Below are 14992 nucleotides of genomic sequence, written 5' to 3'. Positions count from 1 at the left end.
CCCCCTCCCGGGGCAGCGGCACCAGCGTGGACGTGTTGCCCTCCAACAACAGCAGGTACAGCCGCTCCGGCGGGGCGGCGCGGGCAGCCCCCCGGCGGGGTTCCTCGGTGTCCATCAGGTCGCGAGACGGCATTCCCTGAAAGAATGCCCAGGCCCTTGAAGCCCGGGCAACCCGGTCGATTGATTTGCGGGTCAGGCCACGCGCGGTCCATGCTCCCCGCCCAGCAAGAGGGAGGCAGGTGCCATGGGCAAGACGCTGCAAGAAGGGGACGCCGTTCCGGACGTCACGTTGATGGGGCCGGGCAACGCGCCGGTGCGGCTGCGCGACCTGCTGGGTGACAAGGCGCTGGTCATCTACTTCTACCCTCGGGATGACTCCCCGGGATGTACCGTCCAGGCGTGCAGCCTGCGCGACCAGTACCAGGACTTCACCGACGCCGGCGCGGACGTGGTGGGAATCAGCAGCGACTCCGCGGAGTCGCATGAGAAGTTCGTCGCCAAGCACCGGCTCCCGTTCCGCCTCTTGAGCGACCCGGATGGCGCGGCGCGCAAGGCCTTCGGGGTGGGCACCAACTTCCTGGGCCTCTTGCCGGGCCGGGTGACCTTCATCGCGGACCGGGCGGGCACCATCCGCTACGCGTTCGACTCGCAGATGCAGGTGAAGAAGCACGTCACCGGCGCGCTGGACGTCGTCCGGTCGCTCACGGGCCAGGGAACCTCCCCCGCCCGTTCCGGGTGACCCACGCGGATGTCGGCCGTTTCCCGGTAGACTGATTCCGGGCGTCCTGGCTTCGGGGGCCGGGACGCCATCCCCCCTTCGCGGGCACCATGGAACGCGGTCGGGCGGCAGGAGGTCACATCATGCGGTGGCATTGGATGCTGGGGCTCTCATTGTGTGTCGGCGGCTGCGCCAGCCTGACCCGGGACCTGCACGCCGACGGCATGGAGCAGGGAGAGCTGCCCACCGAGGAGACGGTGTACCTGGTGCCGCTGGACGAGGCGATGCTCACCATGCGCCACGTCTTCGAGGAGCAGCGCTACGACGTCTTCGAGCGCGAGGGCCACCACGAGCTGTACACCTCCGCGCACGAGCCCGGCGTGAACCGGCCCGGCAACCGCACCTTCGAGCGCTTCTTCGTGAAGGGCGCGGAGCTGGGCCCGCGCCAGTCCATCATCCGCGTCTTCCGCCTGCGCTACCGCGAGCAGGACACCAACATCGAGCAGAAGCCCAAGTGGCTCAACGAGCGCGTCCAGGAGGAGGAGAAGTACCTGGCCCGGAAGACCTTCGAGCGCTTCTCGTTCGATGGCGTGCCGGACATGGAAGGCTTCACCATGGTGCGCGGCGTCCGCGACCTCAAGCTGGAGCAGCAGCTGCTGTCGAAGCTGGAGATGGTCCCCTCGCTGGAGCTGGTGGGCGGCAAGACGTCCGCGCCGGTGCGCTCCGTGACGGTGGAGGGCTGGGCTGACGACGCGGCCCAGCCGGAGGTGCGCTGCGGTGAGGCGGTGCAGGGCGTGGAGCCGCTGCTCGTCGCCGGGCAGTCGGTGCTGGTCGCGGATCCGCTGGGCACGCGCGAGCTGCCGGAGGCCGCCACGCGGATGCTCTGCGACGCCGCGGAGAAGAAGCTGTCGGTGGCGCTGGCCCTGTCCCTGCCGTCGGAGGATCAGTCCGCGCTGGACGAGTACGTGGCGAGCCCGGGTTCGGGCCCGGACCTGGAGCGCCTGCTGGTGACCAGCTCCTTCTGGCGCCGGGTGTACCAGGACGGCCGCAGCAGCGGCGCCCTGCTGCGCCTCATCGAACAGGCCCGCCGGCTGCGTGCCCACGGCAATGCGGTGACGGTGCTCGCGTTCGACTCCAACGGCGCCTCGGGCAACGCGCGCGAGGAGGAGATGGCGAAGAACCTCATCGCCTACCGTCAGGCGAACCCGGACGTGTGGCTGCTGGCGCTCGCGGGCGACGTGCACGTGCGCACGAAGCCGGTCAGCTGGAACAAGGACTTCGAACCCCTGGGCTCGCGGCTGACCCGGGCCGTCCCCTCCTCCCCCGTGAAGGCGCTGGAGGTGGGCTTCACGCGAGGCTCGCAGTTCTCCTGCCGCTTCAACGTCTGGGAGCAGGTGGAGTGCAACGTGTACGCGCTCAGCCCGTCGGTGGAGGTCCGCCAGGAGCCGGGCACGCCGCGCAAGGTGGCGCTCTTCACCACGCCCAGCGACAAGGGCTTCCACGGCCGGCTCTACGTGGGCGCGCTCAACGCGTCCCCGCCCGTCATCCAGCGGGCTGCCCCGGGGTCGCACCGTCCTGTTGCCCAGCAACAAGAGGACGCGAAGCCGGCGGAGAATCCCTGACGGTCCTCGTCGCGCGCCGGACAGATGGTTTCCTGGCGCAACAGTCGGACGGCATTCACGACCCGAATGCGTAGGCTGGTGCGGATGGGCGGCACGCCTGCCGCTTCCATCCCGCGAGGGGGTCGAGCCATGCGATGGCACTGGACGCTGGGACTCTTGTGCACCGGTTGCGCGGCCCTGTCGCGCGGACTGGATGGGGACCCGGTGGACGCCGAGCCCACCCCCACCGTGGAGAAGATCCTCCGGGTGCCCCTGGACGAGGCGCTGTTCGTCACGCGCCGGCTGCTGGAGGAGCAGCGGCTGGACGTCTTCGAGCACAACGACACGAAGGAGCTGTTCTCCCAGTCCTGGGAGATTGGCGTGAACGTCCGGGGCAACCGCACCTTCGAGCGCTATATGGTGCGCGGCGAGGAGGTGGGCCCGCGCCAGTCCGTCATCCGCATCTTCCGGCTCCAGTACCGTGAGGCGGAGGCGGCCGTGGAGCAGCAGATGCCCGAGCCGGGCAGCGAGAAGACGAACGATCACCGCTACCTCCACGAGCGCGATCCCTTCGCGCGCGAGACCTTCGAGAACGTGCCTTCGCTGGAGGGCTTCAAGCTGCGCCGAGGCATCCGCGACCTGCCCCAGGAGCGCAAGCTGCTGGCCCGGTTGGAGATGGTCCCCTCGCTGGAGCTGGTGGGCGGCAAGGCGTCCATCCCGGTGCGCGACGTGAAGGTGCCCGCCTGGGGCCCGGAGTCCGCGGACGCCCCGCCCCGCTGCGGTGAGGCGGTGCAGGGCGTGGAGCCGCTGCTCGTCGCCGGACAGACGGTGCTGGTGGCGGATCCGCTGGGCACGCGCGAGCTGCCGGACGCCGCCGCGCGGATGCTCTGTGACGCGACGGCGAGGAAGCTGCCGGTGGCGCTGGCCCTGTCCGTGCCGTCGGTGGATCAGGCCGCGCTGGACGAGTACCTGGCGAGCGCGGGTTCGGGCCCGGACCTGGAGCGCCTGCTGGTGCTCAGTGACTTCTTCCGCCGCGTGGATCAGGACGGCCGCAGCAGCGCGGGCGTCATCCACCTCATCGAGGCCGCTCGACGCCTGAGGACCCAGGGGCACGCCATCTCGCTGGTGGCGTTCGACTCCAACGGCGCCTCGGGCAACGCGCGCGAGGAGGAGATGGCGAAGAACCTCATCGCCTTCCGTCAGGCGAACCCGGACGCGTGGCTGCTGGTGCTCGCGGGCGACGTGCACGTGCGCACCGTCGGGGTGGACTGGGATTCGAAGTTCGAGCCCATGGGCGCCCGGCTGACGAAGGCCCTGCCCTCCTCGCCCGTCAAGGCGCTGGAGGTGGGCTTCACCCGGGGCATCCACTACGCGTGCCGCTTCAACGTCTGGCAGCAGGTGGACTGCGACGTGCACGGCATCAACCCGACGGCGGAGGTGCGCCAGGAGCCCGACACGCCCCGGAAGGTGCTGCTCTTCGCGGGGCCCGGGCAGACGGGCTTCCATGGCCGGCTCTACCTGGGACAGCTGAGCGCGTCCCTGCCCGTCCTGCAGCGCGCCGCGCGTGCCCCGGAAGCTCCGGCGGTCATGCACGGCGCGGTGACGGCGCCGGGGACTACGGCTGCGAAGCCTTCGCCGTGGTGAGGGTGCCGCCGCTCACGACCAGGCCGTAGACGGCGTCCACGGCCGACGTCGCCGGGTGGCCGTCCTGGACGATCTCCTCCGCCAGGACCTCCACCTTCCACGTGCCCGCCGCGGGCTGCGCGAGGAAGACGTTCTCCACGGTGTCGACCTTGTTGGACACGCCGCCGGAGGTGGAGACGTTGCCCGCGGTCAGGCCGTTGTTGCCCCAGTACACGACGCCCGAGGGTGACGTGACGCGCAGGGACAGGTCGTTGATGCGCGCCCGGGCCGCGCCCACGGTGCCCATGGGGTCCTTGTAGGCCAGCGTGACGTTGAACTCCGTCTCACCGGAGGCCACGGTGACGTTGTACGTCTTGGTGGCCAGCGGCGTGAGGACGTCCGTCTCGTCGATGATGAACGTCTTCGCGGCGCGGTCGTACAGGCGCTTGAGGTCGGAGGTCCCCCAGCCCTGCTTGTAGCGGTCCAGGTCCGCGTTGGCGCCGCCGGCCAGCCAGTTGTACTTCGCGGCGCCGTTGATCATCAGCGCCTTGGCGGTGGCCATCTGCGGGCGGCTGGTGAAGACGTCCGCCTTGCCGCCCTTGCCGGCCCACACGCCCTGGTGCCACATCTGGAACAGCAGGCCGAAGTGGCCGGCCGTCTGCGGCGTCGCGGAGCTGGTGCCGCTGAACTCCGTGTAGCTGGTGTCGCTGGAGCCGGACGCGCCCCGGACCGAGTCGTAATAGAAGGCCAGGTCCGGCTTGATGCGGCCGTCCGCCGCCGGGCCGATGCTGCCTCCGGCGCTCCACCGGTCGTCCGTGCGCGCCAGCGTGTTGTAGTGCCGCACGCCGCCCACGGAGACGATGTTCTTCGCCCACGCCTGCGGGCGGGAGTTGCGCGTCCCGGAGTTGCTCTGGGACTGGGTGCTCAGGAGCGGGGCCTTGAACAGGTAGTCATCCACCTCCGCGGAGAGGGTGGTGTACGCGGTGCCCAACGTGCTGCCCACGCTGGAGGTCTGGAACACCGCGCGGTAGGGCCCCGCCGGGTTGATGAGCTCCTGGTTCATCGCGAGGCGCGACTTGGTGCCGCCGAACTGGGTGGACTCCGAGTACAGGAAGAAGATGCCCTGCCCGCTCGGGAGCAGCCCCTTGGCCAGCGGGTCGATGCCCTGGGCGAAGTTGTGGCTGTAGCAGCTGGTGCCGTGCAGCGACCCGGACGACGTGCCGGTGCTGTGGATGATGGGCGCCGTGGGCCACTCGCGGTGGGTGGTGCGCAGCTCGGTGTCGAAGATCTCTCCGCGCACGCCCTGCCCCGTCCAGCCCCGGAGCCCCTGGATGTAGTTGGCGCCGCCCGTCTCGCGCACGATGTCCATGTCCGTCTCGCCGGGCCCGCCCCACCGGTCGATGAACTGCACCTCGTTGGCGCGCGCCAGCTGGCCCAGCTGTTCCTGGTTGAGCGTGGCCTCCACGCGCAGGCCGCCCGGCTCCACCAGGTCCACCTTGCCGCCCAGCCGCTGCACCAGCGCCGTCACCCGGGCCTGCCGCGCCGGGCCGCCTTCACCCAGCATGATGGAGTAGCGCTGGGGCGCGAGCGCCTCCGCCCGTCCCAGCAGCGCGTCGCGCAGCACCGGCTCCAGGCGGTATTCCGGGTGGTAGTCCCCCACCCAGCGCACCGAGGGAAGCTGCGCCACGCGAGCGCGGACCTCCGCCTCCATCTCCACGAGGTAGGTGTGATCCGACAGGAAGCGCAGCACCTTGCCGCCCGCGTTCTCGATCGTCGTGCGGAACTCCGGCAGCGGCGTGCCGTGGAACTGCACCAGCGACAGGGTGTTGCTCCGGTCCGCCACCAGCGTGTTGCCCAAAAGCGGCGCGGTGCGCGCGAGCGGATCGAACGACGCCTCCTGCAGGCGGATGAGGTACTGCTCCTGCTGCACGCGGCCCAGCAGCTCGGTGCCGCCGCGCGTGTACGCCGAATAGGCCTGCTCCGTGCCGTCCGCCTGACGCTCCTTCCAGACGTGGAGCTGCACGCCGGTGTCCGGCACCACGTCCAGCGTGCGCAGGGCGCTCACGGGCCGCGCCGTCTGATGGAACACCCACCCGGAGGGCGTCGCCAACGCGTTGCCGCCCGCCTTCAGCGCCGTGACGACCGCCGCGCCCGGAGCCACGGCCGCGCGCGAGGCCGCCGGGGGCGTGCGATCCGCGGCGAGCGCGCCCATGGGAACCGCGAGGGTGCAGCCCAGGACCAGCGCCGTGAACGGCCGCCAGCTACGAGGGGACGTCGAGAACCGCTTCCGCATGTTCTGCATGTCGGCACTCCCTTCAAGGTGAGATAAACCTGTAATACGTATTTAGGCCGTATTTCAAGTCATGCCACTGAGTTGCAACAGGGCGTGCTTTTTGCGCTGCGAGCGTCCTCCTTCAGGTGGGATGAGGTGTGGATGAAATCCAGGAACTCTCATCTTTCAGGAGTGCGAGTCCTACGCCGTGAGCGGAAACATCGGCGTCGGAATGCCCGATAAACTGTGCATATGACTTCCATTTCCAACCGCCCCGTTTCGTCCACCCTGCCCCGCACGCCGGTGGCTCCCGTGGAGCGCCAGGCGCCTCCCGCCGAGTCGCAGGCCCCCGCCGCGCCGCAGGTCGACACCGCGCAGTTGGCCGCCGCCGCGCGCGCCGAGCGTGAGCGCTCCACCTTCACGCCCGCCGCGGCGCTGCGTCCGTCGGGCCGCGCGAGCGTGCGGACGGAGGGCGACAACTTCGTGATGGAGGCGCAGGGTCAGGTGGGCAACCGGGGCTCCACGCCGCGCGGCGGGCGGCTGTCGGCGTCGGGTTCGTTCAGCGCGAGCGGCAGCGTGCGCGTGGACGTTCCCCGCCAGGCCGCGACGGACGCGATGCGCGCCGGCCAGCTTCCCAACCCCGCCGCCCCGGAGACGTGGCCGGTGGGCACGCGCGCCCGGCCCGGGCCCGCCGGGAGCTGGGACTGGGCGCGTCGTACGACCGCAGCCAGACGCAGCGCTATGAGCTGGAGCGCACGTCGCCGGACACCCTGCGCGCCACCGTGACGTCGCAGGGCCGTCAGCGGGACGCGGCCAGCGCCCGGGGCCTGGAAGGCCGGCAGGATCAGCGCCTGGAGCGCACCCAGACGGCGGACTTCAACATCACCCAGCCGGAGGGCCGGGCCGCGTACCAGGACTTCCTGCGCACCGGCCAGCTGCCCTCCCAGAACGGTCCCGGCGTGAGCAACGTGGGCACCACGGATGGCCTGGAGCAGAACCGTTCGGGCCGGGTGATGGGCCGTGAGGTGGCCACCTCCGAGCGCCGGACGAACCTCACGGGCGACGGCGACGGCAACCAGACCGTGCGCCAGACGGACCGCAACGTGGCGGGCAGCACCCAGGCCACCGACCTGCGGCTGAACCCGGACGGCACCGGCCAGGGCGACACGCGGATCAACGACTCGGTGCGCGCGACCACCACGACGCGGCCCGGCCAGCCCGCGGAGACGCACTACGACCTCACGTTCACGGATCCGAACGCCGCGCGCATCGCCCGGGGGGCCTTCTCCGGCGACGACGCGGCGATGAACGATGGCTCCCCGTACTCGGTGCGCCTCAACGAGTCGCAGGCCCGGGAGCTGCTGGGCCGCACCCTGGGGCCGGACATGGCCGGTGGCCAGCGCCCCATGGACCAGGCCTTCCGCGCGCTCTCGCAGCGCGGGCAGGAGACCTTCGCCACGTCGCTGTTCAACGCGACCCAGAGCCCGGACGGCTCGCGCCGGCCCTTCGCCTCGACGCCGGCCCCGACGCCGACTCCCGCGGCCACCCAGCCCCAGTTCGAGCCGGCACCGAGCATCTCGTAGTCCCCCTGTCCCGGACCGGAAGCGGGGGGCCTTGACGTCACGGGCCCCCTGCCCGGCCGAGGCTCGGCAGACTCCGCATGCATGACCTGAACGCGCTGGTCGGCACGCACGACCTGCTCTTCCTCACGCTGGACACGCTGCGGTACGACGTGGCCCGGGAAGCGCTGGAGGGCGGTCGCACGCCCACGCTCGCCGCGCTGCTGCCCGGCGGCCGGTGGGAGGAGCGTCACAGCCCGGCCAGCTTCACCTACGCCGCGCACCAGGCGTTCTTCGCGGGCTTCTTCCCCACCCCCGTCGCGCCCGGCCGGCACCCGCGCCCGTTCGCCCTGCGCTTCGAGGGCAGCGAGACGACGGGCCCGGGCACCTGCGTGCTGGACGCGCCGGACCTCGTCACCGGCCTCGCGGGGCGCGGCTATCACACGGTGTGTATTGGCGGGACGGGGTTCTTCAACCTCCGCAATCCCCTGGGCCGGGTGCTCCCGGGGCTCTTCGCTGAGTCTCACTGGGCCCCCGAGCTGGGGGTGACAGACCCCCAATCCACGGAAAATCAGGCATCACTCGCAGTGAAAATCCTGGAGGCGCTACCCCGGGAGCAGCGGGTGTTCCTGTTCATCAACGTCTCCGCGCTGCACCAGCCCAACCGGCACTACGTGCCCGGGGCGACGGAGGACTCCCGGGAGACGCAGGCGGCGGCCCTGGCGTACGTGGACGGCCAGTTGCCCCGGCTGTTCCAGGCGCTGCGGCGGCGGGGGCCGGCGTTCTGCATCGTGTGCTCGGACCATGGGACGGCCTATGGCGAGGACGGCTACTCGGGGCACCGGCTGGGGCACCCGGTGGTGTGGACTGTTCCGTATGGCGAGTTCGTCCTGCCGATAGACTCCGCGCCATGACGCGCCTGGAGTCGATGCTCGAAGGGACGCCCTATGTGGCGTACCTCTACGGCTACCCGCACAAGACGGCCTACCGGCCCTTCACGCCCGCACTTCCGCTGGAGGACGTCTGGGCGAAGGAGCGGCGGGACGCGCTGTTCCTCTACCTGCACGTGCCCTTCTGCGAGATGCGCTGCGGGTTCTGCAACCTCTTCACCGCCGCGGGCCCCAAGGAAGGCGTGGTCCAGGCGTGGCTGTCCGCGCTCAAACGCGAGGCCGGTCGCGTGAAGGAGGCGCTGGGGCCGGCCACGTTCGCGCGCGCCGCCATCGGAGGGGGCACCCCCACCCTGCTGGACGTCGCCGGCCTGGAGACGGTGTTCGACCTGGCGGCGGACCTGGGCGTGGATCCGCGCGCCGTGCCCATGTCCGTGGAGGTGTCGCCGGAGACGGTGGACGCGGGCAAGGTGGCGGTGCTCAAGGCCCGGGGTGTGGACCGGGTGAGCATGGGCGTGCAGAGCTTCCTGGAGTCGGAGGTGGCCGCGGTGGCGCGGCCGCAGAAGACGGCGCAGGTGGAGGCCACGCTGGAGCTGCTCCGGGGCGCGGGCTTCCCCACGCTCAACCTGGACCTCATCTACGGCATCGAGGGCCAGACGCCGGACACCTTCCTGCACTCGCTGAAGGCGGCGCTCCGGTACACGCCGGAGGAGGTCTACCTCTATCCGCTCTATGTGCGGCCCCTCACCTTCCTGGGGAAGAAGTCGCGCGCGTGGGACGACCTGCGCCTGTCGCTGTACCGCACGGGCCGCGACTTCCTGCTCGCGCAGGGCTACACGCAGGTGTCGATGCGGATGTTCCGCGCGAAGCACGCGCCGGCCGCTCGGGGCGCGGTGTACCGCTGCCAGGAGGACGGCATGGTGGGGCTGGGCGTGGGCGCGCGCTCGTACGCGGGTGATGTGCACTATTCGTCCGAGTACGCGGTCGCCTCGCGCGAGGTGCGCGGCATCATCCAGGCGTACAGCGAGCGCGACACCGCGTCCTTCGGAGAGGTGCGCTACGGGTTCGTGCTGGATGAGGCCGAGCAGCGCCACCGGCACCTGGTGCTGTCGCTGCTGGCGGAGGGCGTGTGTCCGGGGGCGTACCGCCAGCGCTTCGACACGGACGCGAAGGACGACTTCCCGATGCTCGCGGAGCTGGAGGCGCACGGGCTGGCGCGGGACGTGGACGGCGTGTTCCAGCTCACGGCGGCGGGCGTGGAGCGCTCGGACCTGATTGGCCCCTGGCTGGACTCCGAGGCGGTCCAGAAGCGCAAGCAGGAGTACGCCTGGCGATGAAGCTCACCGTGCTCTACCGGGGCCCGCTGTCCGGCTGCAACTACGGCTGCGAGTACTGCCCCTTCGGCAAATGGAAGCAGAGCGAGGAGGAGCTGACGAAGGACCGCGCGGACCTGGAGCGGTTCCTCGCGTGGGCGGAGTCGCGCACGCAGGACACGCTGTCCGTCTTCTTCACGCCGTGGGGCGAGGCGCTCATCTGGCCCTGGTATCAGCAGGCCCTGGCGCGGCTGACGCACCTGCCCCACGTGGAGCGCGCGGCGGTGCAGACGAACCTCTCCTGCCGGCTGGACTGGCTCACGGACTGCCGCACCGACAAGCTGGGCATCTGGGCCACGTACCACCCGGAGTGGATGAAGCGCGCGCGCTTCCTGGCGCAGTGCGAACGGCTGAGCGAACACGGCGTGCGTCACAGCGCGGGCATGGTGGGCTTCCGCCGCTTCGCCGACGAGGCGGAGGCGCTGCGCCGCGAGCTGCCGGAAGACACGTACCTGTGGATCAACGCGGTGAAGGACGGCCTGGACGCGTACTCGCCCGAGGACGTGGAGCGCTTCACCCGCATCGATCCGCTCTTCCCGGTGAACAACACCCGCCACCCCAGCCGGGGCAAGGCCTGCCGCGCGGGCGAGTCCGTGCTGTCGGTGGACGGGGATGGCACGGCCTACCGGTGCCACTTCATCAAGGAGCCGCTGGGCAACCTCTACGCGCCGGACTTCGAACAGGCGCTGAAGCCGCGCGCGTGCTCGAAGGACACGTGCGGCTGCCACATCGGCTACGTGCACCTGGACTACCTGGAGCTGGATCGGGTGTTCGGCTCCGGGCTGCTGGAGCGCGTGCCGACATCCAGGCTGTGGAGCGGCGGAAGTCAGCGCAGCGCTTCGCGGATCTCCCAGCCGTAGACGGACAGGCCGTCGCGCGTGAGGCCGGGGAGCAGGTCCCCGAAGGCGTTGGCTTCCAGCACGCGATGGCCGTGGAAGAACTCCTCGAACATCAGGTCGATGCCCACGTGGAGGCAGTCGTGCGCGCGCGCCACGGCGCGGCAGCTCTCCAGCGCGGCCTCCCATTCCCGCGCGGGCACCGCCGCGTGGAACTCCTCCAGGTCACCGCGATAGCCGCCCAGGTGGAGGTTGGTGATGGGGTGGCGGCTCTGGCGCACCACCGTGAAGGCGGGCTCGCCGCGCACCGTGAGGATGCGGCAGTCGAACACGTCCCCGCCCAGCCGGGCCTTGGGCAAGGCCTGCTCCACCTGCGAGCCCTCGCGCAGGAGGAAGGACAGCACCGCGTCCACCTCCCCGGCGTCGGAGCTGCGCCGCACCTTGAGGGAGTTGAACCACCCGGTCGCCCCCCGGTGCAGGCTGGTGAGCAGCGAGCCGGCGGAGCCCGCTGAACGTCCCGGCCGGTAGAGGGCGAGGCACGACGCGGACGAGCCACAGGACAGCTTCACGAAGGCTTCGCGCCAGCCCGCCTCGCGCATGCCGTCGCGCAGCGCTTCCGGCGTGGCGATGCCGTCCAGGAACGGCGGCACCGGGATGCCCAGGGCCGCGTACCGGCGCGACGTGATGCGCTTGTCGAACAGCTCCGCGATGGCCGGGGGCTTCGACAGCACACGCCAGCGTGGACGCACGGCGAACCGCTCCGTCAGGTCCCCCAGCACGCGCAGGAAGCCCAGGTGGTGCTGTCGGGGGCGCAGGACGCGGCCGTGCTCGGAAGGCAGGGCGTCCACCTGCTCCGGGGTCACGACGTCACAGCCCAGGGTCAGCGCATCCGCGTGGCCGCGCTTCAGGAAGGCGCGCTCGACCTCCGCGTCCTCCCCCGCCGCGTCGATGCGGACGATGCGCTCCGAGTCGGGAAGCTCCAGGAGCACGTCCGGCTCACGGGCCACCCTCTCCCAGGACACGACGTGCGCGGGAGGAAGCCCTTCCTGGTGCAGGGCCTCCTGGAAGATCGTGACGCGCCGGTTCCCGGGGTTGCCGATGATCAGGAACGGCGGCGCGGCGGACATGGGCGTGGGAGGGACTACTCGCCCACGGCGACGTAGCGCGAGTCCTCGTCGTAGGGCTCGCGCTGGTTGCCACGAATCACGGACGGGGCGGCGGTGGCCACCCGCTTCTGCCCGGCCTGGGTCAGGAAGTTGTTGGAGACATCCAGCGTCTTGAGGTGCTGGAAGGCCTTCGCGTTCGAGGCCAGCGCCTCCGCGCCCGCGTCGGTCATCGTGCCCATGGACAGATCCAGCTCCTGGAGCTGGGCGACCACCTTCGCTTTGGGCAGCACCGCGCACAGCGCGTCGGTGAACTCCGCGTTGCGCAGGCCCAGCTTGCGCAGGTTCGGCACACCCTCGCCGTCGAGCAGGGGCTGGATGTCCTTCACCCCACCGCCCGCGCCGTAGTTCTCCGAACCGAACCAGATCTCCAGCGACTCCAGCTTCGGCCACCAGGCCTTCACGATGGACTTCACCGCCTTGAGCGGCAGGCCGCCCGTCTCCACGGTGAAGGAGCGCAGCTCCGGCAGGTCGATCTTCCCCAGCTCCACCTCACCGCCTCGCACGCGCAGCTCCCGCAGTTGCGGGAACACGCTGTAGAGGGGCTGGAGGTTGCCCACGTGGGTCCAGGAGATCTCCGTGTCGTCCGGGTACTCGAAGTCACCGATGAACAGGTGGCGCAGCGCCGTGGACGGCTTCGCCTTGCCGAGCACCTTGAGCGTGTCGTGGTACTCGTTCTCACCGTCGAAGCAGGCCATGCCGAGGGTGAGGCTCCGCAGGAACCGCGCGGACGGGTGGGCCAGCAGCAGGCCCAGCAGCTCGGGGATGTCCTCGTTCGAGTCGTAGTCCACCTGACCCAGATGGGCCTCGCGGATGAAGCCCAGGTGCCACTCCAGCTTCAGGGCCTCCCCGGAGATCGCCTCCGTCAGCTCCTCACCGAGCAGCGAGTCCGCGTGCTCCGCGATGTACTTCGCCGCCCGCTTGCGCATCAGCGTGGCGGAGGCGGAGGACGCCTCCAGCGTGTCGTGCTGGAGCTGGATGAGCTCCGCGCGAGGGTCACCCTTGCCCTTGAGCCACTCGGCGTACGCGAGGTAGCCCTTCACATCCTCGGGGGCGGCGAGGATGGCGGCCTCCAGGGCCGGGTCGGACGCGGAGACCGGGGCCGGTGCGTCATCGCCACCTGGGCCCGAGCCGGCGACGAGCGCGTAGCCCTTCTTCTCCTTCTCCTTCACCTGCGCGGCATAGGCCTTCTTCGCCTCGGCCTTGGACTCGAAGTCCTCGACCTTCTCCTGGCCGTCCGTGCCGATGCGGCCCCAGCGCTTGGTGAGCGTGGTGCCCTCCAGGGTGATCTCCCAGAACTTGCTGGAGCTGCCTTCCGTGAACTCGTACCGAGGCATGGCGCGACTCTCTCCCGAGGCGGCGAAGCGAACGGTTCGGACGCTAGAAGAGGCCCCTGACAACCTCAAGCGCCGTCACCCGACGGCGCGGGCACTCAGGGGCGCAGCAGCACCAGCTCCACGCGGCGGTTCATGTCACGTCCGCGGGGGATGAGGTTGGGGGCCTTGGGACTGCGGTCGCCCATGCCCACGGCCTCGATGCGGGAGGGGGCCACGCCGGCCCGGACGAGCAGGTCGACGACGGCGCGGGCCCGGGCATCGGAGAGGCCCTGGCGGGCGGGCGCGGGCACTTCGCGGCCGTCGGTGTGTCCTTCGACGCGAAGGCGGGCCTTGGGGTCGCGCACGAGCAGATCCACGACCAGGTCCAGGCCCGCGAGCGAGGTCTTGGTGGGCACGGGCTTCATCTCCTCGAAGCCCAGGGGCTGCGGCAGCTCCACGTGGTTCTCGAGCACCTTGGCGGCCTTGGCGGCCTTGGGCGCGGGCACCAGGGCGAAGGCCAACGAGGCATCGGCACCGGCGGCCAGCTCCACCTGACGCGTCTGCGCGAGGAAGCCGTCGGCGATGAGGTCCACAGTGTACGCGCCCGCGGAGAGCGGCAATTCGTGGGGCTTGCTGCGGGGGAGCACCAGCTTCAGGGGCTCGCCAGTGCCGCGCACGAAGGCGGTGGCGGAGGTGGGCTTCTTGGACGTGACCTGGAGGCGCAGGCGGCCCGTGGGCGCCGGCGTGCGCTCCACGGGCGGCGTCACGGAGACGACCGAGGTCTTCACGCCAGCGTCGGGCGTCGCGGGCTGGACGACCTTCACCGGGGCGCCAGCGTCCGGCGGCGGCTTCACGGGCGCGCCCGCGTCCACCGTGGCGGGCTTCACGGCTACGGCGGGCTCGTCCTGCGGAGGCTGGATCATCTCCACGGTGACGGCGTGGGTGAGCTTGAGCTTGAGGCGCGGATCCGGCGCATTGGGGACGACGCGGGGGGACGCCTTCACCGCGACGCGCAGCCCGCGCTGGGTCTGGAAGCCGACGGACGCGGTGATCTTCCAGAGGAAGCCGTTCGACTCGCTGAAGAGGCTCCAGGAGCCGTTGGTGTACGTGACGCGCGACACCAGGGTGTGCTCCCCCGGTTCGACCTTCATCACGGCGAGCCGGTGGATGCCGGGCGCGTTCAGCTCATCGATGGACGGCACCGCGAGCGGTTCGCCGTCCAGGAGGAAGTCGCTCTCCACCAGGCGGTAGCCGTCCTCGGGCTTGAAGCCCTCGAAGAGCAGCTGCACTTCGGCGGGGGACTCGGGGACCATGGCGCGAAGCTGACGCTCCAGCTCCGCGCGCACCTGCTCCTCCCGCGTCGACTCCGCCGCGAGCGCACCCGGGGCAAGAAGTCCCGCGAGGACGAGTGATCCAATCTTGAGGAAGGAGGAATCCACGAGGCGCCATGCAGCATGGCACAAGGTGGCCTCCGGACGATGCAGGGATACATCGCTGTAGAGGGTGCAGGCGGGCGCGACAGGTCTGCAGCTCGCCCTCGGCTTGAGGGCTTCGCCGTGAATTCAACGTTCCATCCTGTCCTGGCGTGGGGGCGGCCGGATGGATCATCCTCGGAGGGCATGGATCCGAGGCCCGTCCCCTCCC

Annotated in this window: 11 protein-coding genes; 7 read left to right on the top strand and 4 right to left on the bottom strand. The window is 70.8% G+C overall.

Going from position 1 to position 14992, the window contains the following annotated elements; translation table 11 throughout:
• Positions 1 to 244: 244 nt before the first annotated feature.
• From D7Y13_RS26125 to D7Y13_RS26115, 3 genes are all read left to right on the top strand, one after another.
• On the top strand, positions 245 to 739 hold the full coding sequence (locus D7Y13_RS26125; protein WP_120536428.1) for a peroxiredoxin: 495 nt from the start codon (positions 245 to 247) through the stop codon (positions 737 to 739).
• 122 nt (positions 740 to 861) lie between these two features.
• Positions 862 to 2340: a hypothetical protein gene (locus D7Y13_RS26120; protein WP_120536427.1), complete on the top strand. Its 1479-nt coding sequence runs from the start codon at positions 862 to 864 to the stop codon at positions 2338 to 2340.
• 129 nt (positions 2341 to 2469) lie between these two features.
• Positions 2470 to 3963, top strand: coding sequence for a TraB/GumN family protein (locus D7Y13_RS26115; protein WP_120536426.1), 1494 nt, complete (start codon positions 2470 to 2472; stop codon positions 3961 to 3963).
• On the opposite strand, the gene D7Y13_RS26110 is transcribed toward D7Y13_RS26115, so the two are convergent.
• The gene (locus D7Y13_RS26110; RefSeq protein WP_120585280.1) at positions 3935 to 6244 is read right to left on the bottom strand and encodes a DUF8729 domain-containing protein; all 2310 of its coding nucleotides are present in this window, start codon (positions 6242 to 6244) and stop codon (positions 3935 to 3937) included. The two genes, D7Y13_RS26115 and D7Y13_RS26110, sit on opposite strands and share 29 nt — an antisense overlap.
• 626 nt (positions 6245 to 6870) lie before the next feature.
• On the opposite strand from D7Y13_RS26110, the gene D7Y13_RS26105 reads away from it, so the two are divergent.
• From D7Y13_RS26105 to D7Y13_RS26090, 4 genes are all read left to right on the top strand, one after another.
• On the top strand, positions 6871 to 7797 hold the full coding sequence (locus D7Y13_RS26105) for a hypothetical protein (protein ID WP_120630799.1): 927 nt from the start codon (positions 6871 to 6873) through the stop codon (positions 7795 to 7797).
• 77 nt (positions 7798 to 7874) lie between these two features.
• Positions 7875 to 8687, top strand: a complete 813-nt coding sequence (locus D7Y13_RS26100) for an STM4013/SEN3800 family hydrolase (RefSeq protein WP_120585279.1) — start codon at positions 7875 to 7877, stop codon at positions 8685 to 8687.
• Positions 8684 to 9997: an STM4012 family radical SAM protein gene (locus tag D7Y13_RS26095; protein WP_120585278.1), complete on the top strand. Its 1314-nt coding sequence runs from the start codon at positions 8684 to 8686 to the stop codon at positions 9995 to 9997. The genes D7Y13_RS26100 and D7Y13_RS26095 overlap by 4 nt, the downstream gene beginning before the upstream one ends.
• Positions 9994 to 10893 (top strand): STM4011 family radical SAM protein, encoded by a 900-nt coding sequence (locus D7Y13_RS26090; RefSeq protein WP_120585277.1) that lies wholly within the window; start codon positions 9994 to 9996, stop codon positions 10891 to 10893. The genes D7Y13_RS26095 and D7Y13_RS26090 overlap by 4 nt, the downstream gene beginning before the upstream one ends.
• Here D7Y13_RS26090 and D7Y13_RS26085 read toward each other — a convergent pair.
• From D7Y13_RS26085 to D7Y13_RS26075, 3 genes are all read right to left on the bottom strand, one after another.
• Entirely contained in the window at positions 10860 to 11996 is a 1137-nt protein-coding gene (locus D7Y13_RS26085) for an STM4014 family protein (RefSeq protein ID WP_120585276.1), read from the bottom strand. The two genes, D7Y13_RS26090 and D7Y13_RS26085, sit on opposite strands and share 34 nt — an antisense overlap.
• A gap of 14 nt (positions 11997 to 12010) precedes the next feature.
• A complete protein-coding gene (locus D7Y13_RS26080) occupies positions 12011 to 13369 on the bottom strand; it encodes a WGR domain-containing protein (RefSeq protein ID WP_120585275.1) in 1359 nt (452 codons plus the stop codon).
• A 95-nt stretch (positions 13370 to 13464) separates the two neighbouring features.
• Positions 13465 to 14787, bottom strand: a complete 1323-nt coding sequence (locus D7Y13_RS26075; protein WP_233595856.1) for an OmpA family protein — start codon at positions 14785 to 14787, stop codon at positions 13465 to 13467.
• Positions 14788 to 14992 lie beyond the last annotated feature (205 nt).

The sequence above is a fragment of the Corallococcus praedator genome, from assembly GCF_003612125.1.
Taxonomy (GTDB): domain Bacteria; phylum Myxococcota; class Myxococcia; order Myxococcales; family Myxococcaceae; genus Corallococcus; species Corallococcus praedator.
This window is presented reverse-complemented; position numbering and strand designations above follow the sequence as displayed.